The sequence below is a fragment of the Bacteroides intestinalis DSM 17393 genome (assembly GCF_000172175.1).
Taxonomy (GTDB): Bacteria; Bacteroidota; Bacteroidia; order Bacteroidales; family Bacteroidaceae; genus Bacteroides; species Bacteroides intestinalis.
Genome location: NZ_ABJL02000006.1, coordinates 436,648 through 463,493, shown reverse-complemented (window position 1 = coordinate 463,493; position 26,846 = coordinate 436,648). Strand labels below are relative to the sequence as shown.

At 48.0% G+C, this 26,846-nt stretch carries 17 protein-coding genes; 15 read left to right on the top strand and 2 right to left on the bottom strand.

Annotated features, from left to right (window positions below; genetic code table 11):
* Positions 1–21 precede the first annotated feature (21 nt).
* The 6 genes from BACINT_RS03810 to BACINT_RS03790 all read left to right on the top strand — a co-directional run bounded on the left by BACINT_RS03810 (position 22) and on the right by BACINT_RS03790 (position 8,575).
* Positions 22–1,314 (top strand): MgtC/SapB family protein, encoded by a 1,293-nt coding sequence (locus BACINT_RS03810; protein ID WP_007660674.1) that lies wholly within the window; start codon positions 22–24, stop codon positions 1,312–1,314.
* A gap of 185 nt (positions 1,315–1,499) precedes the next feature.
* On the top strand, positions 1,500–4,022 hold the full coding sequence (locus BACINT_RS03805) for a TonB-dependent receptor domain-containing protein (RefSeq protein ID WP_007660672.1): 2,523 nt from the start codon (positions 1,500–1,502) through the stop codon (positions 4,020–4,022).
* Between the two features lie 240 nt (positions 4,023–4,262).
* Positions 4,263–4,493 (top strand): hypothetical protein, encoded by a 231-nt coding sequence (locus BACINT_RS24120; protein WP_007660670.1) that lies wholly within the window; start codon positions 4,263–4,265, stop codon positions 4,491–4,493.
* 123 nt (positions 4,494–4,616) lie between these two features.
* Positions 4,617–5,693 (top strand): MACPF domain-containing protein, encoded by a 1,077-nt coding sequence (locus BACINT_RS03800; RefSeq protein WP_007660665.1) that lies wholly within the window; start codon positions 4,617–4,619, stop codon positions 5,691–5,693.
* A 1,272-nt stretch (positions 5,694–6,965) separates the two neighbouring features.
* Positions 6,966–8,201 carry a site-specific integrase gene (locus BACINT_RS03795; RefSeq protein ID WP_004291422.1) on the top strand — a complete coding sequence of 412 codons (1,236 nt, stop codon included), beginning with the start codon at positions 6,966–6,968 and terminating at the stop codon, positions 8,199–8,201.
* 11 nt (positions 8,202–8,212) lie between these two features.
* A complete protein-coding gene (locus BACINT_RS03790) occupies positions 8,213–8,575 on the top strand; it encodes a hypothetical protein (protein ID WP_004291423.1) in 363 nt (120 codons plus the stop codon).
* A 77-nt stretch (positions 8,576–8,652) separates the two neighbouring features.
* Here the strand turns inward: BACINT_RS03790 and BACINT_RS03785 are convergent, their stop codons facing one another.
* Both BACINT_RS03785 and BACINT_RS03780 read right to left on the bottom strand, forming a co-directional pair.
* A complete protein-coding gene (locus BACINT_RS03785; protein WP_004291424.1) occupies positions 8,653–8,958 on the bottom strand; it encodes a helix-turn-helix domain-containing protein in 306 nt (101 codons plus the stop codon).
* A gap of 31 nt (positions 8,959–8,989) precedes the next feature.
* On the bottom strand, positions 8,990–9,289 hold the full coding sequence (locus BACINT_RS03780; RefSeq protein ID WP_004291426.1) for a helix-turn-helix domain-containing protein: 300 nt from the start codon (positions 9,287–9,289) through the stop codon (positions 8,990–8,992).
* A gap of 138 nt (positions 9,290–9,427) precedes the next feature.
* Between BACINT_RS03780 and BACINT_RS03775 the strand changes: the two genes are divergently transcribed.
* The 9 genes from BACINT_RS03775 to BACINT_RS03735 all read left to right on the top strand — a co-directional run bounded on the left by BACINT_RS03775 (position 9,428) and on the right by BACINT_RS03735 (position 26,583).
* Positions 9,428–9,853: a helix-turn-helix domain-containing protein gene (locus BACINT_RS03775; RefSeq protein ID WP_004291432.1), complete on the top strand. Its 426-nt coding sequence runs from the start codon at positions 9,428–9,430 to the stop codon at positions 9,851–9,853.
* A 3-nt stretch (positions 9,854–9,856) separates the two neighbouring features.
* The gene (locus BACINT_RS03770) at positions 9,857–10,207 is read left to right on the top strand and encodes a helix-turn-helix domain-containing protein (RefSeq protein WP_004291454.1); all 351 of its coding nucleotides are present in this window, start codon (positions 9,857–9,859) and stop codon (positions 10,205–10,207) included.
* Positions 10,208–10,227: 20 nt separating this feature from the next.
* On the top strand, positions 10,228–11,799 hold the full coding sequence (locus BACINT_RS03765; RefSeq protein WP_004291455.1) for a DUF3945 domain-containing protein: 1,572 nt from the start codon (positions 10,228–10,230) through the stop codon (positions 11,797–11,799).
* A gap of 60 nt (positions 11,800–11,859) precedes the next feature.
* Positions 11,860–13,974, top strand: a complete 2,115-nt coding sequence (gene topB, locus BACINT_RS03760) for a type IA DNA topoisomerase (RefSeq protein ID WP_007660662.1) — start codon at positions 11,860–11,862, stop codon at positions 13,972–13,974.
* 134 nt (positions 13,975–14,108) lie between these two features.
* Entirely contained in the window at positions 14,109–14,561 is a 453-nt protein-coding gene (locus BACINT_RS03755; RefSeq protein WP_004304266.1) for a DUF1896 domain-containing protein, read from the top strand.
* Positions 14,551–20,367 carry an N-6 DNA methylase gene (locus BACINT_RS03750; RefSeq protein WP_004291462.1) on the top strand — a complete coding sequence of 1,939 codons (5,817 nt, stop codon included), beginning with the start codon at positions 14,551–14,553 and terminating at the stop codon, positions 20,365–20,367. Before BACINT_RS03755 ends, BACINT_RS03750 begins: the two co-directional genes overlap by 11 nt.
* A gap of 657 nt (positions 20,368–21,024) precedes the next feature.
* The gene (gene tet(Q) / locus BACINT_RS03745; protein WP_004291466.1) at positions 21,025–22,950 is read left to right on the top strand and encodes a tetracycline resistance ribosomal protection protein Tet(Q); all 1,926 of its coding nucleotides are present in this window, start codon (positions 21,025–21,027) and stop codon (positions 22,948–22,950) included.
* On the top strand, positions 22,950–25,268 hold the full coding sequence (locus BACINT_RS03740) for a hybrid sensor histidine kinase/response regulator (protein ID WP_004291467.1): 2,319 nt from the start codon (positions 22,950–22,952) through the stop codon (positions 25,266–25,268). The genes tet(Q) and BACINT_RS03740 overlap by 1 nt, the downstream gene beginning before the upstream one ends.
* Positions 25,261–26,583 carry a sigma-54-dependent transcriptional regulator gene (locus BACINT_RS03735; RefSeq protein WP_004291471.1) on the top strand — a complete coding sequence of 441 codons (1,323 nt, stop codon included), beginning with the start codon at positions 25,261–25,263 and terminating at the stop codon, positions 26,581–26,583. The genes BACINT_RS03740 and BACINT_RS03735 overlap by 8 nt, the downstream gene beginning before the upstream one ends.
* Positions 26,584–26,846 lie beyond the last annotated feature (263 nt).

The following is a 26,846-nucleotide window of genomic DNA, read 5'->3' as shown; positions in this document are numbered from 1 at the left end:
TAGATATATTTAGAGCAGGAAATGGAGAAACTTTATGAATATCTGCCGAGAGAATTGGTAACTTTTGTACTGGTAACCTTATTCTCTTTATTGATAGGTCTTTCACAGCGGAAAATCAGTTTGAAGCGTGAAGGTGAAACTACCTTGTTCGGTACGGACCGTACGTTCACTTTTATAGGTATTCTGGGTTATTTGCTTTATATTCTCGATCCGGTGGAATATCGCTTGTTTATGGGTGGGGGAGCGATATTAGGTCTGCTGCTCGGGCTGAATTATTACGTCAAGCAATCTCAATTCCATGTATTCGGAGTTACTACCATTATTATTGCACTGATCACTTATTGTATTGCTCCCATTGTGGACACGCAACCTTCTTGGTTTTATGTGATGGTGGTGGTGACGGTATTGCTTTTTACAGAATTGAAGCATACCTTTACGGAACTTGCGCAGCGTATGAAGAATGACGAAATGATCACTCTAGCCAAGTTCCTTGCCATCAGTGGTATTATCTTACCCATGTTGCCCAACGAAAATCTGATACCGGATATAAATCTCACTCCTTATACCGTCTGGCTGGCTACGGTGGTGGTATCCGGCATCTCTTATTTGTCTTACTTGCTGAGGCGGTATGTTTTCCATGAATCCGGTATTCTGGTATCCGGTATCATCGGTGGTTTATATAGTAGCACGGCAACCATTTCCGTGCTGGCACGCAAGAGCCGTAAGGCGCCTGCGCAGGAAGCGCCGGAATATGCAGCAGCCATGTTGTTGGCTGTAAGTATGATGTTTCTCCGTTTCCTTATATTAATAGGTATATTCAGTAAGGAAATTCTTGCCGCTATCTATCCATATTTGCTGATTATGTCTTTAGTGACAGCCGGAGTAGCCTGGTATCTGCATCGGAAACGTAAACAAGTTCCGTCAACAGATGAAGAGGCTGAAGAAGAAGATAGCAGCAACCCGTTGGAATTTAAGGTTGCACTTATTTTTGCCGTTCTGTTTGTGATATTCACTATTGTGACGCATTACACTTTACTTTATACGGGTACTGGTGGATTGAATGTGCTATCGTTTATTGCCGGGCTGAGTGATATTACTCCGTTTATTTTGAATTTATTGCAAGGTTCGGGAGTTGCTGTTATGGTGGTGACGGCTTGCTGTATGCAGGCTATTGTGAGCAATATTGCCGTAAATATGTGCTATGCGTTGTTTTTTGCAGGTGGGAAGAGTCCGTTGCGCCGGTGGGTATTGCGTGGGTTTGGTGGTGTGATTGCAATCAATGTCTGTTTGCTTCTTTTCTTCTATTTGCTATAGATTTTAGCAGGATACTTACAAGAATTCTCTATTATCCCCTCTTCTTTGTGCTTTTTTAACTCCGAAATTCTCGTAGATAAAGAAAAAGAGCCTATTTTTGCTGCATCCATGTGACAAAATGACTACATTATACGTCTAATACAAAAACAGTCAACTAAATATTCATCAAACAAACAAAAACAGAAATGAAAATTAAATGCTCTTTGCTGCTCATTATGTTGGTGGTATCCTCATTAGTAGCGGCACAGAATGCGGCGCCTACGTTCCAGATTAAAGGAGTCTTGCTCGACTCGCTGACGCAGGAGGGAGAACCTTACGCCACAATCAAAATCGTAAAAAAAGAAGCTCCTGCGAATGCTTTGAAAATGCTGGTTACGGACATGAAAGGTAAGTTTCAGGAGAAAGTGCCTGGAACAGGTAATTTTGTGATGACGATTTCTTCCATTGGTAGAAACACGATTGTGAAAGATTTCACAGTGAAAGCCGGAGAGAAACTTGTTGATTTCGGAACATTGTACATTACGGATGCTTCCAATGAATTGGGACAAGTAGAAGTGGTAGCCCAAAAACCACTGGTGAAAGCCGATATCGATAAAATAGAATATAATGTGCAGGATGATCCTGACTCAAAATCCAATTCTGTATTGGAGATGCTTCGTAAAGTACCCTTGGTTACGGTAGACGGTGAAGACAACATCAAGGTGAACGGTAGTAGTAGCTTTAAGGTATATGTGAATGGTAAACCTAACAATATGATGAGTAACAATCCGACAGAAGTACTGAAAAGTATGCCTGCCAACTCTATTAAGCATATTGAGGTAATTACGAACCCTGGTCCTAAGTATGATGCCGAAGGTGTGGGTGGTATCCTGAATATCGTTACTGTAGGTAGCGGATTGGAAGGTTATACAGCTACATTCAGTGGAAATGTTAGTAACATGGGAGCCGGAGGCGGTTTGTTCGGTACTGTGAAGAGTGGTAAACTGACGGTGAGTGCACGCTACAATTATAATTATAATGACCGTCCACGTAGTTATTCCGGTGGAAATCGCCGTACGGTAGGTGATGTTACTGAAGGCTCTTCAGACCTGGACTACGACGGTAGCAGCAAGGGACATGGTAATTTCCAGTCAGGTAGCATGGAAGCCAGTTATGAAATTGATACCTTGCGTCTGGTTTCTATGTCATTCGGACTCTGGGGCGGTGGAAACAATAGTACCAGTATCAACAATACTCTGGCTACTGCACCCGGTACAAGTAATGAGCTATATCGCTATGTCTCAGACGGCAGGAGCAAGAGCTCATGGTATTCTATCGACGGTGGCGTTGACTATCAACGTATGTTCCATGTGAAAGACCGTATGTTTACCTTATCTTATAAGATTAATACCAGCCCGCAGACCTCGGATTCATACTCCACTTATAATGACATGCATGCCGCTACTGATTGGGAAGACTTCCTGAAGCGTTTGTATGACCTGAATAACGATGGTTCTCAGAATACTACGGAGCATACTTTTCAGGCTGACTATACAACGCCTATCGGCAAGATACATACACTGGAAGCCGGAGCTAAATATATTCTCCGTGACAATTCTTCGGAAGACGACCGTTATGAACGTCAAATAGGGACTACGGGAGACTATGTACTGGATGAAGAGCATAGCTCGCATTATAAACATCAGAACGACATTCTGGCTGCATATATGGGTTATGGGCTGAGGGTGAAGAAGATCTCCGGAAGACTGGGTGTGCGCTATGAACATACCAAGCAGGAAGTGAAATACTTGTTGGGCAGAGGTGATGACTTCAATAAGAACTTTGACGATGTGGTACCTTCTGCAAGTATCGGCTATAAGTTGACGGATATGTCTAACCTGCGTTTCGGCTATAATATGCGTATTTACCGTCCGGGTATCTGGTATCTGAATCCTTATCTGAATGATAGCAATCCTACTAATATCAGTCAGGGTAACTCTCACCTCGACAGTGAAAAGAGTCATTCATTCAATCTGAGTTACAGTAACTTTACTCAGAAGTTCAACATCAATCTTTCAGCACGTTACAGCTTTACTAACAATAGTATTGAACAAGTAACCGAGCAGGTGAAGGATACGGAAATCGAAGGTTTGCAGAATCCTACTGGTAAAGAGGTACTTTATTCTACTTACCAGAATATTGGTAAGAGTAGAAATGCCAGTCTGAGTGGTTATGTAAACTGGAATGCTACTTCCAATACTCGTATTTATGCTAACCTTTACGGAAACTATACTTATATGGAAGGTGCCAATGGACTGAAGAATGACGGTTGGAATCTGTTTGCCTATGGTGGTGCTCAGCAATCTTTGCCCCATGACTGGCGTATCAGTTTGAATATTTATGGTCAGACACCTTGGATCATGCTGCAAGGAAAGGGTAGCAGCTTCTTTGACTATGGATTGAGTGTGAACAAGTCATTCCTGAATAAGCGTTTGACATTGTCAGCATTTGCCAGCAACTTCTTTAAGAAGTACACAAGTCCTACTTCAAGTATAGAAGGTGTAGGATTTACCCAGGACAGCTGGAATCGGTATACTCGTCAGCGCTTTGGTGTAAGCGTTAGCTATCGTATCGGTGAATTGAAAGCCAGCGTGAAGAAAGCTGCACGTACCATCAGTAATGATGATGTGAAAGGTGGCGGCGGCGAAGGCGGTGGCGGTGGAGAATAATCCATTACTGACATATTAAACAGATTAAAAAAGGGAGCTTAATAGCTCCTTTTTTTTAATAGTCTTTCTTTTTTTGCAAAAAAAATGTATATATTTGCAATTGTAGTCACAAATAAAACTCACAAGCTGCTATTGTCTATACTAACATGCAGTTTCTGTACATATCTTAGTATGCTGAAGTAAGCTGGAAGAAATCATTCTTTTAAAGTCCATATATTGTTAAACTTAAATTCAGATATTATGAAAACAAAACTGCTATTTTGGGCACTTGTTGCGATAGCATTGGGTGCATGTACTAATGAAAATGAGAACTTTCCTTCTGATTCTAACGAAGATGTTGTAGTGTTAAAAGAGCGTGTTCCAAATTCTCCTCTCATTCTGTTTCAGAGACAATACACTCCTTTAGATCCAACAACAAGAGCCACAAAGTTGACTTTTAGCGATTATTTGGGGCGTTCATTCAGGGCATAGCGTCATGAATTCATTCTCCTTCGCTTCCTTTGACAGATATCTGGAAAAGTCACAAGTTTCCAAGAAAGTGAATAGTGGATTTTCTATAAATCTTGGTTTATTTAGTATTGGACATAAAAAAAGATGACTGAGATTTTTAGTTCAACAGTAACCAATAATATGCAAGGTGTATTTGGAGAACTAAATGTTGCGATAGATCAAAACGTCTATGAAATGCAGTACAGCACTAATATCAGAGCAAAAATAATGGAGAATTATCTGACTACGACTTTTAAGGATGAATTGTATAATACACCGATGAGTGAGTTCTATAATAATTATGGTGCTTTTGTTCTAAAAAAGTTCATAACCGGTGGGCGGGCTACCGCTTTTTATGTAGGTCTTTATAAACAGGAGGCGACTACTGCTGTAAAGGAAAAAGCATTGGATAATGAAATTAGTGGGAGTTTCAGCTTTAAAAACGTGGGGGCTTCAGCAGACTTAAGTTTTGGTAAGAATTCTTCGGGTTCAGGATCAAGTACAGAAAATGGAGTGACAGAGTTGTCTATGGCTATAGAAACTGTTGGAGGTTCACCAGCATATCCCATATTTACTATTCCGCAGAAGTTGGAAGATGTGAATATTGACTTATCTCAATGGATGGCTTCTCTGACGGATAAAACGACTCATAGTATTGTAGATATAGCTGATGAAGGGCTAGTACCTATTTCTGAATTTATTTTGGAGAAGAATATGAAGGATAGAATAGGACTGTATATGAAGGGAGGCAATGGACTGAAGCCTTATTATGAAGAGCCACAAATCATACTTCAATGTGGTAAGGGTAGTTTCTGGGAACCGACGGTAAGATGCTATGCATATTTGTATACTAGAAATCATGAGTTTATTACGTTATCCCATGAGGTTGTTCCTGATGTGGATGTATGGATTAATACTAAATCGCAACAGCTTAGTCGGTTTTATCGTTTGAAAATAGTATCTAATAAAAATTCTTCAGACATGGTTGAGCGATATATGAAGGTGTTTGATTATGATGCCCCGCTCATGGAAAGTAGTGTTTGCTATAGGGATACAAATGGGATACTCTACATCTTAGATCGAGAAAAGAAAGTTGGTTATTCTGTGCATAGCGATTACCTTTTGGATACTTATGCTATCAGGAATGCAGTTTACACTCTTCCATCTATCAATATTTCTTAAGATGAACTGAGCCAATACACTCTCATTGCTCTCTGATGAAAATATTGATGTATTATTTATTGAAGGCAACTGGCTATGTAGTGGTTAGTTGTCTTCTTATAAAGTTTTTTGTATTCTATACAGATAGAAGAAATATCTAAAAATAATTTCTATAGAATATTGGTACTTTTGTAGAGATACTATATGGTTTTTGAAAGAGAAATAAACTTACCAAGTTCAAGAAGAACTTGGCGCTTTTTACTTTCTTTTTTATATTAAATGTATATATATGTGCATATATACAAAGAAAGTAAGCTGCCTCATCGCTTGTAACTGCTAAATGAACTTTTTAAGTTTCATTTAGCTTACGGTTACAAAGATATGCGTTTTTTTGTAAAAACAATACATTTATGATCTTTTTAACGTGATAAAAATGAACTTTGGAAGAATGTAATCAAACAAGTGAGTTTAGTACTATTAATGCTATCAAATAGAGAGTATTACTTGCGATGTAGACAATACTTATAATAAAGTGACTTTATTATATAATTCATTTATTTCCATATCTGGTTTTCTACCTATTTATTCTTAGGTTTGAGTCTAATCTTATTCAAGAGCATACAAATCGCTATTATTGAATGAAATTATCTTTTATATGTTATATTGGCACACTTTCTTTCTACCCCTTTTATTACTTATCAAAATATTGCCTCTGTAGAGTATATCGGCAAGATAAAAAGCGTTTTAAAAACGTTCTTCTTGAACTAGCTATTTCTAAGACTGAGATACTGTTTTTATTTACAAAATAAATGTAAGTGAGAAGTTGTATAAAATGTTTTGATGTGACTAATTGGAAGGATATATTTAATAGCTTATTCACATTATAAAATAACGAATATGCCAAATGCAAAAAAAACGCTTTCATTGGTGAATTATTGCATTGTATTTCTTGTATGTTGACGCTGCAAAGTTACTACAAAAAAGTGAAATGCGGAAAGATATAGTGATAGAATTGAGTTACAAGGGTTTTGGTTGAAGTGGCGATAATCCGTGAAGCCATTACAATCCCTGCCGAAGCCAAATCCTGACGCCGCTACGTTACTTGTTCGTAACCATGCCCGAAAATGCGACAAACGGGTACGAATAGCGAAACAAGGCTCTAAGGAATAGTGAGTTATCCATAACTCATGCGAAAAATCAGGTTACGGAAAAAGATTGCGCCGTTCCTCCCCGTTTTGCGTACCAACACCGGACTCTTCACCAACTAATTTTGAAACCCAAAAATTAAGGACAATGAAGAGTACATTTTCAGTAATCTACTACCTCAAGCGTCAGGTAGTGAAAAAGGACGGGACAGTTCCCGTCATGGGACGCATCACGGTGGACGGCAGCCAGACACAGTTCAGCTGCAAACTGACTGTCGATCCGAAACTGTGGGACACCAAAGGTGGACGTGTCACGGGCAGAAGCACGGCGGCACTCGAAACGAACCGTATGCTTGACAAGATGCGGGTACGCATCAACAGGCATTATCAGGAAATCATGGAGCGTGACAACTTCGTCACGGCGGAGAAGGTGAAGAACGCCTTTCTCGGACTGGAACACCGCTACCACACGCTGATGCAGGTGTTCCGCCAGCACAACGAGGACTACGAGAAGCAGGTGGAGGCAGGCATGAAAGCCAAAGGCACGCTGCTGAAGTACCGCACCGTTTACAAGCACATGCAAGAGTTCCTCGACATCCGCTACCATGTGAAGGACATCGCCCTAAAAGAGCTTACCCCGGCTTTCATCTCCGACTTCGAGATGTTCCTGCGCACGGACAAGCACTGCTGCACCAATACCGTGTGGCTGTACGTCTGCCCGTTACGGACGATGGTATTCATCGCCATCAACAACGAGTGGCTGACGCGCGACCCGTTCCGCGAGTATGAAATCAAGAAGGAGGAAACAACACGCAGTTTCCTGACCAAAGATGAGATCCGCCTGCTGATGGAGGGGAAACTGAAAAACGCCAAACAGGAATTGTACCGCGACCTCTACCTGTTCTGCGCCTTCACGGGGCTGTCGTTCGCGGATATGCGCAACCTTACGGAAGAGAATATCCGCACCTACTTCGACGAACACGAGTGGATAAACATCAACCGCCAGAAAACGGGCGTGGTGTCCAACATCCGCCTGCTCGACATCGCCAACCGCATAATCGGCAAATACCGGGGACTGTGCGGGGACGGCAGGATATTTCCCGTTCCGCATTATAACACGTGCCTTGCCGGTATCCGTGCCGTCGCCAAGCGTTGCGGCATCACCAAGCATATCACGTGGCATCAGAGCCGCCACACGGCAGCCACGACGATATTCCTCTCCAACGGTGTTCCCATCGAAACGGTCAGCTCCATGCTCGGACACAAGAGCATAAAGACGACGCAGATTTACGCAAAGATAACCAAAGAGAAGCTCAATCAGGACATGGAGAACCTTGCCGCAAGATTGAACGGCGTCGAGGAATTTGCAGGTTGCACCATCTAAAAAGAAAAGCCATGAAACGTGACACAATCATCATCGAGGACAAGGCAGTCAGCGTAACCGGTAACGACGTGTGGATGACCGCCACCGAAATAGCCGGATTGTTCCATACGACCGTCCCGGCAGTGAACGCCGCCATCAGAGCCGTCCGCAAGTCGGACGTGCTGAACGACTACGAGGTGTGCCGCTACATGCAGCTTGAAAACGGGCTGCACGCGGACGTGTACGCCCTTGAAATCATCATCCCGGTCGCTTTCAGGGTGAATACCTACAACACCCACCTGTTCCGCACATGGCTGGTGGGAAAGGCACTCTCACAAGAGAAACGGCAGACATACGTGATGTTCATACAGAACGGAAAAGCCGGGTATTGCTGATTGCACATACCCCATAAGACAAGTAAACGGGTAGCACCACAAAAGGTGTCACCCGTTTACTTTTTCATGAAACCGCCTCACTCCAGCGGCTTGCGGTAGTTCGCTTCCAGTACCCCGCGCAGCCCCGTTTCCGGGTAAAGCACCTTCCCTCCCAAAAGTATGAAGGGCAACACGCGGTTGTTGCGGTATTCCTGCAAGGTGCGCCGGCTCACACGGAGCAGTTCCGACACCTCGCCGTCCGTCAGGTAACGTTCCCCGTCCAGCGGAGGACGGTAGCTTTCCAGAAATGCGGACAGCCATTTCGAGCCTTTGCGCATATCCTGCACCACAGAGGCTATCGGCTCGTCTTCCATCGTAAAAACATCGTTGTTCTCGTTCATCATAACTTCGGATTCAGTGGGTGAATAAATCAAATCATCTGCCGTGCGGATAGAGCGTGCCGACAAGCGGTATCAGCCGCTTCACCTCCTCTGGCTTGTAATAGAACCTGCGGTTTATCTGCGAGTAGCCGATAAGCCGCCTGTCACGCAGCGTCTGCAACGTGCGCGGGCTTATTCTCAACTGCCCGCAGACCTCCTCGCCCGTGAGCCATCTTTCCATGCGCCCCGTGTCGCTTTTGCGCCTCAGGGCGGCGACCTTCTCCGAGAGTGCGCCGAATGCCGCCACCATCATCTCGAAAGTCTTTTTCTCGATAGATACTATTTCCATATTCATGTCATTTAGAGTTTGCCGCAAAGGTAACGAAACGGCATACAAGACGTATCGTTTTCCGCTGAAAGGCTGCCTGTTGCGCCGTTTGACCGGGTTACGGAGCCATCTTCCGCAAAAATCTTACGTGAGTCACGTAGTGAGTTGTTAAAGCCCCTTTTGTTTATTGCCGAATTTTGTCGCAGAAACAAAAAGAAAGGACTGAACATGAAAGTGATAACAATGGAAAGTTCCGCCTACAAGGAGATGATGGCGCAGATTGCGAACATCGCAGGGTACATCCGCGAGGCAAGGGACGAGAAGAAACGGAAGCGGGAAACCGAAGACAAGCTGCTTGACACGGCACAGGCGGCGAAGATGCTCAACGTGAGCAAGCGCACCATGCAGCGTATGCGCACCGACCACCGTATCGAGTATGTGGTGGTACGCGGAAGCTGCCGCTACCGCCTTTCCGAGATACTGCGGCTATTGGAGGACAACACAGTAAGGAACGAGGAAGGGACAATAGACACCCTGTTCCACAACCACACGCTGCGCACGGGCGGCAAACCAAAAGGAAGGAGGACATAGGTCATGGAACTGCTCACACGAAACAACTTCGAGGGCTGGATGCAGAAGCTGATGGAACGGCTCGACCGTCAGGACGAACTGCTGCTGGCGATGAAGGCTGAGGGGAAACAGCCCACTATCACGGAAAGCATCCGCCTTTTCGACAATCAGGATTTGTGCATGTTGCTCCAGATAAGCAAACGCACCCTCCAACGCTACCGCAGCGTAGGCGCATTGCCCTACAAGACGCTGGGCAAGAAGACCTATTACAGCGAGGAGGACGTGCTGACATTCCTTTCCAACCATATCAAGGACTTCAAAAAGGAAGATATAGCCTTCTACAAGGCTCGTATCCATAATTTCTTTCATAAATAACCCATTAAAACATTTTTCAGATGGCAAAGAAAAAAGACGAAAAGGACGTGCTGGTAGTCCGTGACGAGAAGACAGGCGAGATCAGCGTGGTAGCCGGGCTGAACGCGGACGGCACACCCAAGCGCACCCCCGCAAAAGCGGAGAACGCGCAGAGTTTCCTGCAATTCGACCGACATGGCGACGTGCTGGACAACTTCTTCAAGAACTTCTTCCGGCAGTGCAAGGAACCCAGCCGCTTCGGTTTCTACCGCATTGCGGCAGACCAAGCTGAAAATCTCTTAGAGGTGATGAAGCAACTGCTGAAAGACCCCGAAGCGAACAAGGAGCTGCTCGCCCCTCACAAGGTGGACACCTCCGACTATGAGAAGAAGGTGCAGGAAGAGATGGCAGCACAACAGACAGAGAAACAAGAACCTCAAAAACAGGAGAACATGGAACAACGGAAAGAACAGCAACAGGACAAATCCGAACAGATGCAGGGCAAACGTGGCTACCAGCCCATCGACGAGAGTAAAATCAACTGGCAGGAGCTGGAGGACAGATGGGGCGTAAAGCGGGACAACCTTGAAAAGTCCGGCGACCTTACGAAGATGCTCAACTATGGCAAGTCCGACTTGGTAAAGGTCAAACCGACCTTCGGCGGCGAATCATTCGAGCTGGACGCCCGCCTCTCCTTCAAGAAGGACGGTGAGGGAAACATCAGCCTCGTGCCGCACTTCATCCGCAAGGAGCAGAAGCTGGATGAGTACAAGGAACACAAATTCTCCGACAATGACCGGAAGAACCTCCGCGAAACGGGCAATCTCGGTAGGGTCGTGGACATTGTGGACAGGGAAACGGGCGAGATCATCCCCTCCTACATCAGCATCGACCGCAAGACGAATGAAATCACGGACATTCCGGCAAGCAGGGTGCGCATCCCGGAGCGCATCGGCAAGACGGAAATCACCACGCAGGAGCGGGACATGCTCCGCGCCGGACTGCCCGTACGCGACAAGCTCATCGAGCGCAACGACGGCAGAAAGTTCGTCACCACCCTGCAAGTGAACGTGGAGCAGCGCGGCGTGGAGTTCGTGCCGGGAACCGGCAAGTCGCCCCGTACCGCACAGACACAGGAAACCAAAGGCGACACATCGAAAAGTCAGGCGCAGGGCGGGGAAAATGCCGCACAGACCAAGAAGGAGCAACGCCGCAACACGTGGACGAACGAGGACGGCAGCATCCGCCCCATCAGCAAATGGAGCGGCGTGAGCTTCACCGACCAGCAGAAAGCCGACTATGTGGCGGGTAAAGCCGTGAAGCTGGAGAACGTGACCGACAAGCAGGGCTTCCATGCCACGATGTATATCAAGTTCAACCCGGAGAAGGGACGCCCGTACCGCTACGACACGAACCCTGACAATGCACAGCAGGTTGCTCCGTCCAACGAGAGCCGCACGCAGGTGGCGGTGAACAACGATGGCAAGACCAACGAGGCTACAAAGAATCTGAGAGAGCCGTTGCAGAAAGGTCAGACCAACCCGAAGGACGCCCGCCAGCAACAGCAGCAGGAGAAGCCGCAGAAGAAAACGGGCAAGGGCATGAAAATGTAATCCCGTGTCCGCCACTGAATCCAAAATAAAATCCAAAGTATCAACAAAAAAGAAGAAGACATGAAGACAATCATTGCAGAAAAGCCCTCCGTGGCACGTGAAATCGCCCGCATCGTGGGCGCGACAAAGAGAGAGGAAGGATATTTCGAGGGAGGCGGTTATGCCGTGACATGGGCATTCGGACACCTCGTTCAGCTTGCCATGCCCGACGGCTACGGCGTGCGCGGATTTGTCCGTGACAACCTCCCGATTATTCCCGACACATTCACGCTCGTCCCCCGTCAGGTCAGGACGGAGAAAGGTTACAAGCCCGACAGCGGCGTGGTGTCGCAGATAAAAGTCATCAAAAGACTGTTCGACACAAGCGAACATATCATCGTGGCGACCGATGCCGGACGCGAGGGAGAGCTTATCTTCCGCTACCTCTACCACTATACGGGTTGCACCACTCCTTTCGTGCGCCTGTGGATCAGCTCTCTCACCGACAAAGCTATCCGCGAGGGACTGCGGAAACTCGAAGACGGCAGCAAATACGACAACCTCTACCTCGCCGCCAAAGCGCGGAGCGAATCCGACTGGCTCGTGGGCATCAACGGCACACAGGCGTTATCCATCGCCGCCGGACACGGCACGTATTCCGTGGGGCGGGTGCAGACACCAACGTTGGCTATGGTATGTGAACGCTACTGGGAGAACCGCCGCTTTACGTCCGAAGCATTCTGGCAGCTCCATATCGCAACGGACGGTTGCGACGGCGAAGTCGTGAAATTCTCATCCTCCGAGAAATGGAAAGAGAAAGAACCGGCGATGGAACTATATAATAAGGTAAAGGCGGCAGGTTGCGCCACTGTCACGAAAGCCGAGCGCAAGGAGAAGACGGAGGAAACTCCCTTGCTCTACGACCTGACCACGCTCCAGAAAGAAGCCAACGCCAAGCACGGCTTCACGGCGGAACAGACGCTTGAAATCGCGCAGAAACTCTACGAAAAGAAGTTGATAACCTATCCGAGAACGGGAAGCCGCTACATCCCCGAAGACGTGTTTGCCGAAATTCCCAAACTGCTCGCTTTCATCGGCACACAGCCCGAATGGAAAGACAAGGTGCGGGCAAAAGCCGCCCCGACACGCCGCAGCGTGGACGACGGCAAGGTGACAGACCACCATGCCCTGCTCGTCACGGGTGAGAAACCGCTCTTCCTCTCCAAAGAGGACAATACCATCTATCAGATGATTGCCGGGCGCATGGTCGAGGCATTCTCTGAGAAATGCGTCAAGGATGTGACCACTGTCACGGCGGAATGTGCCGGAGTGGAGTTTACCGTAAAAGGCAGCGTCGTGAAGCAAACCGGATGGCGTGCCGTCTATGGCGAGGAAAAAGAGGAAATTACCATCCCCGGCTGGCAGGAAGGCGACACGCTGACACCGAAAGGCTCGTCCATTACCGAAGGAAAGACCAAACCCAAGCCGCTGCATACCGAAGCCACCCTGCTCTCGGCAATGGAAACGGCGGGCAAGGAAATTGAGGACGACGCACTGCGGCAGGCGATGAAGGACTGTGGCATCGGTACTCCCGCCACACGCGCCTCCATCATCGAAACGCTTTTCAAGCGCGGTTACATGGAACGCTGCAAGAAGTCGCTTGTTCCCACCGAAAAAGGACTTGCCCTCAATTCCGTCGTCAAGACGATGCGCATCGCCGATGTTGCCATGACGGGCGAATGGGAAAAGGAGCTGGCGCGTATCGAGCGCGGGGAACTGTCCGACGACACCTTCCGCAAGGAGATAGAGGCGTACACACGTGAGATAACCTCCGAACTGATCTCGTGCGACAAGCTCTTCGGCAGCCGTGACTCCGGCTGCGCGTGTCCCAAGTGTGGCACGGGCAGGATGCGGTTCTACGGCAAGGTGGTACGCTGCGACAACACGGAGTGCGGACTGCCCGTGTTCCGGCTGAAAGCGGGACGCACCCTGTCCGACGATGAAATCAAAGACCTGCTCACCGAAGGGCATACCAAGCTGCTCAAAGGGTTCAAGAGCAAACAGGGCAAGAGTTTCGATGCTGTTGTCGCCTTTGACGGGGAATATAACACGACTTTTGTGTTCCCGGAGGCTAAAAGGACAAGAAATTTTCAGGACGGAAGAAATAGTATTAACTTTGCCACTTGTTCAGAGTAATGAATTGTTCTTCGATACCGGATTACACTCATACTTTGGATTTAGTGGTGGCACTCGGAGGGATACCGAGTGCCTTTTTCTTCCTTTTTCCAACCGATTATCCCGTTAATTATCAATCCGCTAAATCCAAAGTAATGAACAACAAGAAGAAAAACGAGGGTCAGACCGACTTTTCCTATTACGGTCTGTACCTGCTGGACTATCTCCGCACGAACAAGTTTGAACAGGCTGACGACACCGCTTTCATACGGGAACGGGCCGACCGTGCCGCCGAAACGTATGAGAGGGCACGGCTTGAAGGCTATCCCGCCGATGGTGCGCAGGAACTGGCGATGGACACGCTGCTGCGCGGGCTGCATTATTCCCGTTACGCCATCCTCCGCGAAGTCGTGGAAAACGAGTTTGCCGATGAAGTGCCGGAAGAGAAGCGTGAAGCCTTTGTCCTGAAACTGCTGCCGCTTGTCGGCAACGTGTTCTCCGTCTATGACCTCTCGGATGACAATTTCGCCCTGTCTTCCGATTACGACCTGCTCTACACGGAGCTGACGGGAGCAACCGTCCTTTACTTAGACGAATATGGCGTTTAACCGCAAACAGAAACTGCGGGACAACATCGAGGCGATACGGACGGCATTCATCCTTGACAGGGAAAATAGGACAGCGACAACCGAAGAGCGTGCCATACTTCAAAGGTACTGCGGTTTCGGCGGTCTGAAATGTATCCTCAACCCTGCAAAGGAACTGACGGATGCCGTCCGGTGGGCGAAATCCGACCTCGAACTGTTCGCCCCGACGGTGGAGCTGCACAGGCTTATCCGTGAGAACAGCAAGGACGAAACAGAGTACAAGCGGTTTGTGGATTCGCTGAAAGCGTCCGTGCTGACCGCTTTCTACACCCCCAAAGAGATAACCGACACCATCGCGGACGTGCTGGCAGATTACAGCGTCCGCCCCGCCCGTATGCTCGAACCGTCGGCAGGTGTCGGCGTGTTCGTGGATTCCATGCTGCGGCACAGCCCCAATGCGGATGTGATGGCTTTCGAGAAGGATCTGCTCACGGGTACAATCTTGAGGCATCTCTATCCCGACCAGAAAATGCGCACCTGCGGTTTTGAGAAAATCGAAAGACCGTTCAACAATTATTTCGACTTGGCGGTGTCCAACATTCCGTTCGGTGACATTGCCGTGTTCGACGCGGAGTTTCAGCGGAGCGACTCTTTCGGCAGACGCTCCGCCCAGAAAACCATCCACAACTATTTCTTTCTCAAAGGACTGGATGCCGTGCGTGACGGCGGTATCGTGGCGTTCATCACCTCGCAAGGGGTATTGAATAGCACCAAGACCTCCGTGCGTAACGAGCTGTTCAGTCAGGCCAATCTGGTATCCGCGATACGCCTGCCCAACAACCTGTTCACGGACAACGCGGGCACGGAGGTGGGCAGTGACCTGATTGTCCTGCAAAAGAACCTCAGCAAGAAGGAAATGTCGCAGGACGAGCGGCTGATGACCGTGATACAGACGGACACGAAAACCGCCCTGACCGACAACGCCTATTTCATCCACCACCCGGAACGCATCGTGCATACGATGGCGAAACTTGACACAGACCCCTACGGGAAGCCCGCTATGGTTTATCTGCACGAGGGCAAGGCAGCAGGCATCGCCGGGGATTTGCGCCGTATGCTCGACGAGGATTTCCATTACAGGCTTGCCATGCGCTTGTATTCGGGTTCAATCCGGCAGGCAGGAACGGAAGAAAAAGTTGCCGTTCAAAATAAAGTAGAGCGTCCTGCCATAAAATTGGAAACAGTATCCTCGGCGCAGACGGTGGAAACTCCGACAGAAAAGCCGCAACCCGCAGATGAAAAGCCGGAGATAGAACCGCGCCCGCAATATTCCGCAGGCGTGCAGCTCACCCTGCTTGACCTCTGGGGGATGACGGAAGAGGTCAGCCAACCGAAAACCTCCAAAAAGAAAAAGACGGTGAAAAAGGCAGTTACGGCAAAGTCCACTCCGCCCAAACCGAAAGTCACGGTTACACCGACAGCTCCAACTGCAAAACCCGCAATGGAGAATAAGGAGGTGAAAGCGGAGAACACCGCCAAGCCTGCCGACCCGGACGACATCTATGCCACACTGGACTGGGATACCAATCCTCCCATCAACGGTTTCTATGAAATGATGATGGGTTTGACGCCGGAGCGTAGGAAAGAACTTCGGGAACTGGCAAGGCAGCATAACGAGAAACAAGTGGCGGAAAAGACGGAAGTGAAAGCCGTGCCGGAAACTTCCCGTGAGCAGCCACGACAGGAGGAAACACAGCCGGAGGCAGTCGCCGCACCTGCCGTTACAGATACCCCATCGGAAGCGGTGGGGACTTTCCTTTTCCCCGACATCGAAGCGGAAAAGCCGAAGGAGGAAGTCGTGGACCTTTCTCCGCGTGCCTACCACCGCACGCCGGAGATGCACCTGCGCGAAGGGTCGCTGGTGGCTGACCGGGGGCGTCATAACATCGGCTACCTGAAAGACATCACGCCATACGGGGCGACATTCCAGCCGCTCGACCTGAAAGGATACCAGAAGGAAAAGGCGTTGTTGTATGTGTCGCTGCGTGACGCCTACGAGCGTCTGTACCGTTATGAATCGCTCCGGCGCGAGGCAAATGTTCCGTGGCGAGAGCATCTGAATACCTGTTACGATGAGTTTGTCATGCGCTACGGCAACCTCAACGCCAAGCAGAACGTGAAGTTAGTGATGATGGATGCGGGCGGGCGCGACATCCTTTCGCTGGAACGGATGGAAAACGGAAAGTTCGTCAAGGCGGACATCTTCGAGCATCCTGTTTCCTTCGCGGTGGAGAGCCATGCCAACGTAGGCTCTCCCGAAGAAGCCCTGTCTGCGTCGCTCAACAAATATGGTACGGTCAATCTCGACTATATGCGGGAGATAACCGACAGCACGGCGGAGGATTTGCTCACTGCCCTGCAAGGGCGCATCTACTACAATCCGCTCGTGACCGGTTACGAAATCAAAGACCGTTTCATCGCCGGAAATGTCATAGAGAAAGCGGAACGCATAGAGGCATGGATGGGTGACAATCCCGAAAATGAGCGTATGCCGGAGGTGAAGCAGGCGTTGGAGGCTCTGAAAGATGCCGAGCCGCAGCGCATCGCCTTCGAGGATCTGGACTTCAATTTCGGGGAACGCTGGATTCCGACGGGTGTCTATGCCGCCTACATGAGCCGGCTGTTCGACACGGAGGTGAAAATCGCCTATTCCGCAAGCATGGACGAGTTTTCGGTGGTGTGCGGCTACCGCACCATGAAAATCACGGACGAGTTTCTGGTGAAGGGGTATTACCGGAACTATGACGGTATGCACCTCCTAAAACACGCCCTGCACAACACCTGCCCTGACATGATGAAGTCCATCGGCAAGGACGAGCATGGCAACGACATCAAGATGCGCGACAGCGAGGGAATACAACTCGCCAACGCCAAGATTGACGAGATACGAAACGGCTTCTCCGAATGGCTCGAAGAGCAGTCGCCGCAGTTCAAGGAGCGGCTTGTGACGATGTATAACCGCAAGTTCAACTGTTTCGTGCGCCCGCGCTACGACGGCTCCCATCAGACCTTTCCCGACCTCAACCTGAAAGGGCTGGCAAGCCGGGGTATCAAGAGCGTCTATCCCTCACAGATGGATTGCGTCTGGATGTTGAAACAGAACGGCGGCGGAATTTGCGACCACGAGGTGGGAACCGGTAAGACGCTGATAATGTGCATCGCCGCGCATGAGATGAAGCGTCTGAATTTGGCACACAAGCCGATGATTATCGGGCTGAAAGCCAACGTTGCGGAGATTGCAGCCACCTATCAGGCGGCATATCCCAACGCACGTATTCTGTACGCTTCGGAGAAGGACTTTTCGACCGCCAACCGTGTGCGCTTCTTCAATAATATAAAGAACAACGACTACGATTGCGTCATCATGTCGCACGACCAGTTCGGCAAGATACCGCAGTCGCCGGAATTGCAGCAGCGCATCCTGCAAGCAGAGCTTGACACGGTGGAGGAAAACCTCGAAGTGCTACGGCAGCAGGGAAAGAACGTGTCGCGGGCGATGCTGAAAGGATTGGAGAAGCGCAAGCACAACCTTGAAGCGAAGCTGGAGAAGGTGGAACACGCCATAAAGTCACGCACGGACGACGTGGTGGATTTCAAGCAGATGGGCATCGACCACATCTTCATAGATGAGAGCCACCAGTTCAAGAATCTGACTTTCAACACGCGCCACGACCGTGTGGCGGGATTGGGAAACAGCGAGGGAAGCCAGAAGGCACTTAACATGCTCTTTGCCATACGCACCATACAGGAGCGCACAGGAAAAGACTTGGGTGCGACCTTCCTCTCCGGCACGACTATCAGCAACTCACTGACTGAATTGTACCTGCTGTTCAAGTACCTGCGCCCGAAGGAGCTGGAACGGCAGGACATAAGGTGTTTCGACGCTTGGGCGGCGATATTTGCCAAGAAGACGACGGATTTTGAATTTAACGTGACGAACAATGTGGTCCAGAAGGAGCGTTTCCGCTACTTCATCAAAGTGCCGGAGCTTGCCGCCTTCTATAATGAAATCACGGACTACCGCACGGCGGAGGATGTGGGCGTTGACCGTCCTGCCAAGAACGAGATACTGCACCATATACCGCCCACGCCGGAACAGGAGGACTTCATACAGAAACTGATGCAGTTCGCCAAGACGGGCGATGCCACCTTGTTGGGCAGGCTGCCGCTTTCGGAAACGGAAGAAAAGGCGAAGATGCTCATCGCCACGGACTATGCCCGGAAAATGGCACTCGACATGCGCATGATAGACCCGAATTACGAAGATCATCCCGACAACAAAGCGAGTCACTGTGCCAAGATGATCGCGGAGTATTATCAAAAATACGACGCCCAGAAAGGCACGCAGTTCGTTTTCTCTGATTTGGGGACATACCAGCCGGGCGACGGGTGGAACGTCTATTCGGAAATCAAGCGCAAACTGACGGAGGACTACGGTATACCGCCAAGCGAGGTGCGCTTCATTCAGGAGTGCAAGACCGACAAGGCGCGGAAGGCGGTGATAGACGCCATGAACGCCGGGACGGTGCGTGTGCTGTTCGGCTCTACCTCTATGCTCGGAACGGGTGTGAACGCCCAGAAACGGTGTGTGGCTATCCATCATCTCGATACGCCGTGGCGACCGTCCGACTTGCAACAGCGTGACGGACGCGGAGTTAGGGCAGGTAATGAGATTGCCAAACATTTCGCCGGGAACAACGTGGATGTAATCATCTACGCGGTGGAGAAGTCACTGGACAGCTACAAGTTCAACCTCCTGCACTGCAAGCAGACTTTCATAAGCCAGCTCAAAAGCGGTGCGATGGGTGCGCGTACCATCGACGAGGGGGCAATGGACGAAAAATCGGGCATGAATTTCTCGGAATACATGGCGTTGCTCTCCGGCAATACCGACCTGTTGGACAAGGCGAAACTGGAAAAGCGGATCGCATCGCTCGAAGGGGAACGCAAGTCGTTCAACAAGGGCAAGCGTGATTCGGAGTTCAAGCTGGAGTCAAAGACCGGCGAGTTGCGCAACAACACGGCTTTCATAGATGCCATGACGGAGGACTGGAACCGCTTCCTGTCGGTGGTGCAGACCGACAAGGAGGGCAACCGCCTTAATATAATAAAGGTGGACGGAGTGGATTCCGCCGATGAGAAGGTCATCGGAAAGCGTTTGCAGGAGATAGCCAAGAATGCCACGACCGGAGGGTTGTACACGCAGGTCGGTGAACTTTACGGTTTTCCGATAAAGGTGGTGAGCGAAAGGATACTCAAAGAGGGATTGGAGTTCACCGACAACCGCTTCGTGGTCGAGGGGAACTACAAGTACACCTACAACAACGGGCATCTGGCGATGGCTGACCCGTTGGCCGCCGCCCGCAACTTCCTCAACGCGATGGAGAGGATACCCTCCATCATCGACCAGTACAAGGCGAAGAACGAGGTGCTGGAGATGGAGATACCGCAGTTACAGGAGATAGCGGGTAAGGTGTGGAAGAAGGAGGACGAGCTGAAGCAGTTGAAGTCCGAACTTGCCGCCCTTGACCGAAAAATTCAGCTGGAGCTTGCGCCACCCACGCCCGAAGTCGCAGAAAAGGAGAATGAAGGGCAACAGCTCAAGCCGGAAGCGGAAGATGTGAGGAACAGGCAGGCGCAATATCCCGAAAATGCACCGCCGCAGATACGCAGTCCGGCGGATAGTATCGTTGCCAACCATGTCATAATCGGGCGTCCGGGACTGTATGCCAAGGAGGAAACCCGGTCCAAAGGATTGAAAATATAACCTAAGGAATTTTATCTGAAGTATTAATAAGGGCTATCCCAAAAGGTCTAAAAGTAAATTTTATCCTTTCTGCAAGTATCTATAGGATGGCAACTGCATTTTTTTCTTTTTGGGCAGCCCTTATTAAAATTTATTCTTATTTTAGGTTATATACATTCATGTCCATTTATGTAAAAAATTCCTGCTGACCTTGTTTATGTCTTGTCAGTCACCATTTGCAAAACCATATTTGACCCTCAAAGAGGCTGAATTTGATAAGTAACTTGCTACATACTCATAATAAGGAGCTAAATAGAACACGAATGGGAAATACACAAATGCTAAACTAAAGAAGATATTGGCCAAAATAAACGCTATACCGAGAGAGAAACTTGATTTTTCAACTTCCTAAAACGGTGTTGTTCAAACATTTCTACTTATTTGTACTTGCCAGTTGAACCTACGCTTCCCTAATAAAATGTCTATGGTAAAAAGTTAAAAAATCCTCCCACTTTTGTTAGATATATTTTTTTGTGTAATTTTGTAATCGTTATGCGGCAGTAATAATATACATATTAATACGAGTTAGTAATCCTGTAGTTCTCATATGCTACGAGGAGGTATTAAAAGGTGCGTTTCGACAATGCATCTACTGTAGTATATTATTGCTTAATCCAAATGAATATTATAAATTTAGGAATTCTTGCTCACATTGATGCAGGAAAAACTTCCGTAACCGAGAATCTGCTGTTTGCCAGTGGAGCAACGGAAAAGTGCGGCCGTGTGGATAATGGTGACACCATAACGGACTCTATGGATATAGAGAAACGTAGAGGAATTACTGTCCGGGCTTCTACGACATCTATTATCTGGAATGGAGTGAAATGCAATATCATTGACACTCCGGGACACATGGATTTTATTGCGGAAGTGGAGCGGACATTCAAAATGCTTGATGGAGCAGTCCTCATCTTATCCGCAAAGGAAGGCATACAAGCGCAGACAAAGTTGCTGTTCAGTACTTTACAAAAGCTGCAAATCCCGACAATTATATTTATCAATAAGATTGACCGTGCCGGTGTGAATTTGGAGCGTTTGTATATGGATATAAAAACAAATCTGTCGCAAGATGTCCTGTTTATGCAAACTGTTGTCGATGGATCGGTTTATCCGGTTTGCTCCCAAACATATATAAAGGAAGAATACAAAGAATTTGTATGCAACCATGACGACGATATATTAGAACGATATTTGGCGGATAGCGAAATTTCACCGGCTGATTATTGGAATACGATAATCGCTCTTGTGGCAAAAGCCAAAGTCTATCCGGTGCTACATGGATCAGCAATGTTCAATATCGGTATCAATGAGTTGTTGGACGCCATTTCTTCTTTTATACTTCCTCCGGCATCAGTCTCAAACAGACTTTCAGCTTATCTCTATAAGATAGAGCATGACCCCAAAGGGCATAAAAGAAGTTTTCTTAAAATAATTGACGGAAGTCTGAGACTTCGAGACGTTGTAAGAATCAACGATTCGGAAAAATTCATCAAGATTAAAAATCTAAAGACTATTTATCAGGGCAGAGAGATAAATGTTGATGAAGTGGGTGCCAATGATATCGCGATTGTAGAAGATATAGAAGATTTTCGAATCGGAGATTATTTAGGTGCTAAACCTTGTTTGATTCAAGGATTATCTCATCAGCATCCCGCTCTCAAATCCTCCGTCCGGCCAAATAAGCCCGAAGAGAGAAGCAAGGTGATATCCGCTCTGAATACATTGTGGATTGAAGACCCGTCTTTGTCCTTTTCCATAAACTCATATAGTGATGAATTGGAAATCTCGTTATATGGTTTGACCCAAAAGGAAATCATACAGACATTGCTGGAAGAACGATTTTCCGTAAAGGTCCATTTTGATGAGATCAAGACTATCTACAAAGAACGACCTATAAAAAAGGTCAATAAGATTATTCAGATCGAAGTACCACCCAACCCTTACTGGGCCACAATAGGGCTGACTCTTGAACCCTTACCGTTAGGGGCAGGGTTGCAAATCGAAAGTGACATCTCCTATGGTTATCTGAACCATTCTTTTCAAAATGCCGTTTTTGAAGGGATTCGTATGTCTTGCCAATCTGGTTTACATGGATGGGAAGTGACAGATCTGAAAGTAACTTTTACTCAAGCCGAGTATTATAGCCCGGTAAGTACACCTGCTGATTTCAGACAGCTGACCCCTTATGTCTTCAGGCTGGCTTTGCAACAGTCAGGTGTGGACATTCTCGAACCGATGCTCTGTTTTGAGTTGCAGATACCCCAAGTAGCGAGTTCCAAAGCTATTACAGATTTGCAAAAACTGATGTCTGAGATTGAAGACATCAGTTGTAATAATGAGTGGTGTCATATTAAAGGGAAAGTTCCATTAAATACAAGTAAAGACTATGCCTCAGAAGTAAGTTCGTACACTAAGGGCTTAGGCATTTTTATGGTTAAGCCATGTGGGTATCAAATAACAAAAGACGGTTATTCTGATAATATCCGCATGAACGAAAAAGATAAACTTTTATTCATGTTCCAAAAATCAATGTCATTAAAATAATGGAGCGGTCAGGAAATTTCTATAAGGCAATACGGTTGGGATATATACTTATCTCCATTCTTATCGGATGTATGGCATATAATAGCCTCTATGAATGGCAGGAGATAGAAGCATTAGAACTTGGCAATAAAAAAATAGACGAGCTCCGAAAAGAAATAAACAATATCAATATTCAAATGATAAAATTTTCTCTATTGGGTGAAACAATACTGGAATGGAACGATAAAGATATCGAGCATTACCATGCACGGCGTATGGCAATGGACAGTATGCTCTGCCGTTTCAAGGCCACCTATCCAGCAGAGCGCATCGATAGTGTGCGCAGTCTTTTAGAGGATAAGGAACGACAGATGTTCCAGATAGTCCGGTTAATGGATGAACAACAATCTATTAACAAGAAGATAGCCAATCAAATTCCGGTTATTGTACAGAAAAGTGTGCAGGAACAGTCCAAAAAGCCAAAACGAAAAGGTTTCTTAGGCATATTCGGCAAAAAAAAGGAAGTAACTCCAGCAGTATCAACCACTATCCTTCATTCGGTCAATAGAAACGTAATCAGCGAACAGAAAGTGCAGGATCGCCAATTGTCGGAACAAGCCGACAGCCTTGCAGCTCGTAATGCAGAACTTAACAGACAACTGCAAGAATTGATTTGCCAAATAGAAGAAAAGGTACAAACCGAACTGCAAAGCCGGGAAAACGAAATAGTTGCCATGCGTGAAAAGTCATTTATGCAAGTAGGCGGTTTAATGGGATTCGTTCTTCTATTGTTGTTAATTTCCTACATCATCATACATCGTGATGCAAAAAGCATTAAACAATACAAGCACAAGACAACTGATTTGATAAGGCAACTGGAACAATCCGTACAACGGAACGAGGCACTGATAACGTCAAGGAAGAAGGCGGTACATACTATCACCCATGAACTGCGCACACCGCTGACAGCAATAACAGGCTATGCCGGACTGATACGGAAAGAACAGTGTGAGGATAAGTCCGGGCAGTATATCCAAAACATACTGCAATCCTCCGACCGTATGCGGGATATGCTTAACACTTTGCTTGACTTCTTCCGCCTGGACAACGGCAAGGAACAGCCCCGTCTGTCACCCTGCCGGATTTCAGCAATCACGCACACACTTGAAACGGAGTTCATGCCTGTTGCCGTGAACAAAGGGCTGTCCTTGTCCGTGAAGACTGGACACGATGCCATTGTATTGACCGACAAAGAGCGAATAATACAAATCGGGAATAACCTGCTGTCAAACGCTGTCAAGTTCACAGAAGAAGGCGGTGTTTCTTTGATTACTGAATATGATAATGGAGTTCTGACACTGGTCGTTGAAGATACAGGTACAGGCATGACAGAAGAGGAACAGAAACAAGCGTTCGGTGCGTTTGAACGTCTATCAAATGCCGCCGCAAAGGAGGGTTTCGGGCTTGGGCTTGCCATAATGCGTAATATTGTGTCGATGCTTGGCGGAACAATCCGTTTAGACAGCAAGAAAGGGAAAGGCAGTCGTTTCACAGTTGAAATTTCTATGCAGGAAGCTGAAGAACAGCTTGGATATACAAGCAATACACCTGTTTATCATAACAATAAATTCCATGATGTTGTCGCCATTGACAATGATGAGGTATTACTTCTGATGCTGAAAGAGATGTATTCCCAAGAAGGAATACACTGCGACACTTGCACCGATGCTGCGGCACTGATGGAAATGATACGCCAGAAAGAATACAGCCTGTTGCTGACAGACTTGAATATGCCCGATATAAACGGTTTCGAATTGCTGGAACTGTTGCGTTCGTCCAACGTGGGCAATTCACCAACAATCCCGGTGGTTGTGGCAACCGCTTCGGGCAGTTGTAACAAAGGGGAACTATTGGCAAAAGGCTTTGCCGGATGCCTGTTCAAACCGTTCTCCATATCGGAACTGATGGAGGTTTCCGACAGGTGTGCCATAAAAGCGACACCGGACGGGAAACCGGACTTTTCCGCCTTATTGTCCTATGGCAATGAAGCCGTCATGCTGGAAAAGTTGATAACTGAAACAGAAAAGGAAATGCAGGCGGTACGGGATGCAGCAAAAGAAAAAGACCTGCAAAAGCTGGATTCCCTGATCCACCACCTGCGCAGTTCGTGGGAGGTGCTCCGTGCCGACCAACCGCTGAATGTACTTTACGGATTGCTTCGTGGCGATGCTCTCCCGGATGGTGAAGCGTTAAGCCATGCCGTGACTGCCGTGCTGGATAAGGGAGTGGAAATAATACGGTTGGCAGAAGAGGAAAGGAGAAAATACGAAGATGAATAAGACAAAAATAATTGTGGTGGAAGACAACATCGTGTATTGCGAATATGTCTGCAATATGCTGTCACGGGAGGGCTACCGCAATATGAAGGCTTACCACCTCTCAACCGCGAAGAAACATCTGCAACAGGCAACAGATAATGATATCGTGGTTGCCGACCTGCGTCTGCCTGACGGCAGTGGCATAGACCTTTTGTGCTGGATGCGAAAGGAGGGAAAGATGCAGCCCTTCATCATTATGACCGACTACGCCGAAGTTAATACCGCCGTGGAAAGCATGAAACTCGGCTCGATAGACTATATTCCCAAACAGCTTGTGGAGGATAAACTTGTCCCCCTGATCCGTTCCATACTGAAAGAACGTCAGGCAGGACAACGCCGTATGCCTATATTCGCCCGTGAAGGTTCCGCCTTTCAGAAAATCATGCACCGCATAAGGCTGGTAGCCGCCACCGATATGAGCGTGATGATATTTGGTGAGAACGGCACGGGCAAGGAGCATATTGCCCACCTGTTGCATGACAAGAGCAAACGTGCAGGCAAGCCATTTGTGGCGGTGGACTGCGGTTCACTCTCCAAAGAGCTTGCACCGTCGGCTTTCTTCGGACACGTCAAAGGTGCATTTACAGGTGCGGACAATGCCAAGAAAGGATATTTCCATGAGGCGGAAGGCGGCACGTTGTTTCTGGACGAGGTAGGAAACCTCGCGTTGGAAACCCAACAGATGTTGCTCCGTGCCATACAGGAGAGGCGGTATCGCCCGGTCGGAGACAAGGCAGACCGGAATTTCAATGTCCGCATCATCGCTGCTACCAATGAAGATTTGGAGGTATCGGTGAATGAAAAGCGTTTTCGGCAGGATCTTCTGTACCGCCTGCACGACTTCGGGATAACCGTTCCTCCGTTGCGTGACTGTCAAGAAGACATTATGCCGCTGGCAGAGTTCTTCCGTGATATGGCAAACAGAGAGCTGGAGTGTAGCGTGAGCGGGTTCAGTTCCGAAGCACGTAAAGCGTTGCTGACACACGCATGGCCGGGCAACGTGCGGGAACTTCGGCAGAAAGTTATGGGTGCTGTATTGCAGGCGCAGGAAGGTGTTGTCATGAAAGAGCATCTGGAACTTGCCGTGACGAAACCGACCTCTACTGTCAGCTTCGCCTTGCGCAATGACGCGGAGGATAAGGAGCGGATATTGCGTGCGTTGAAACAGGCAAACGGCAACCGGAGTGTCGCCGCAGAACTGCTCGGCATAGGCAGGACAACACTATACAGCAAACTTGAAGAGTATGGACTTAAATATAAATTCAAGCAATCATAGCCCGTAATTCACTGAATTTGGCTATCTTTGCATAACATTTGAGAAAAACGGCGATTGGCAGGAGCTTTTCGCCGCCAACATATAGGATAAGACCGCAAGGCGTTTCAAGCGAAAATCTGGTAAATTGGAACTACGGAGACGATTGCGTGATGCTTATGCTATGCTTACGCATAGCGTGCATTCACGTACTCTCCGTAAAGGCTTTACCAGAGCCATCGCTTGAAGGTAGTGTGAATTGCACGCTACTTTTTTACCCTTGCCTA

What these genes read in the sequence shown, in the direction of transcription:
- BACINT_RS03750 (WP_004291462.1), top strand. Translation starts at nt 14,551, where the DNA reads ATGGCGTTTAACCGCAAACAGAAACTGCGGGACAACATCGAGGCGATA.
- BACINT_RS03785 (WP_004291424.1), bottom strand. Translation starts at nt 8,958, where the DNA reads ATGATGAACGAGAACAACGATGTTTTTACGATGGAAGACGAGCCGATA.
- BACINT_RS03765 (WP_004291455.1), top strand. Translation starts at nt 10,228, where the DNA reads ATGGCAAAGAAAAAAGACGAAAAGGACGTGCTGGTAGTCCGTGACGAG.
- BACINT_RS03790 (WP_004291423.1), top strand. Translation starts at nt 8,213, where the DNA reads ATGAAACGTGACACAATCATCATCGAGGACAAGGCAGTCAGCGTAACC.
- BACINT_RS03740 (WP_004291467.1), top strand. Translation starts at nt 22,950, where the DNA reads ATGGAGCGGTCAGGAAATTTCTATAAGGCAATACGGTTGGGATATATA.
- BACINT_RS03805 (WP_007660672.1), top strand. Translation starts at nt 1,500, where the DNA reads ATGAAAATTAAATGCTCTTTGCTGCTCATTATGTTGGTGGTATCCTCA.
- BACINT_RS03735 (WP_004291471.1), top strand. Translation starts at nt 25,261, where the DNA reads ATGAATAAGACAAAAATAATTGTGGTGGAAGACAACATCGTGTATTGC.
- BACINT_RS03795 (WP_004291422.1), top strand. Translation starts at nt 6,966, where the DNA reads ATGAAGAGTACATTTTCAGTAATCTACTACCTCAAGCGTCAGGTAGTG.
- BACINT_RS03770 (WP_004291454.1), top strand. Translation starts at nt 9,857, where the DNA reads ATGGAACTGCTCACACGAAACAACTTCGAGGGCTGGATGCAGAAGCTG.
- topB (WP_007660662.1), top strand. Translation starts at nt 11,860, where the DNA reads ATGAAGACAATCATTGCAGAAAAGCCCTCCGTGGCACGTGAAATCGCC.
- BACINT_RS03810 (WP_007660674.1), top strand. Translation starts at nt 22, where the DNA reads ATGGAGAAACTTTATGAATATCTGCCGAGAGAATTGGTAACTTTTGTA.
- BACINT_RS03800 (WP_007660665.1), top strand. Translation starts at nt 4,617, where the DNA reads ATGACTGAGATTTTTAGTTCAACAGTAACCAATAATATGCAAGGTGTA.
- BACINT_RS24120 (WP_007660670.1), top strand. Translation starts at nt 4,263, where the DNA reads ATGAAAACAAAACTGCTATTTTGGGCACTTGTTGCGATAGCATTGGGT.
- BACINT_RS03755 (WP_004304266.1), top strand. Translation starts at nt 14,109, where the DNA reads ATGAACAACAAGAAGAAAAACGAGGGTCAGACCGACTTTTCCTATTAC.
- BACINT_RS03780 (WP_004291426.1), bottom strand. Translation starts at nt 9,289, where the DNA reads ATGAATATGGAAATAGTATCTATCGAGAAAAAGACTTTCGAGATGATG.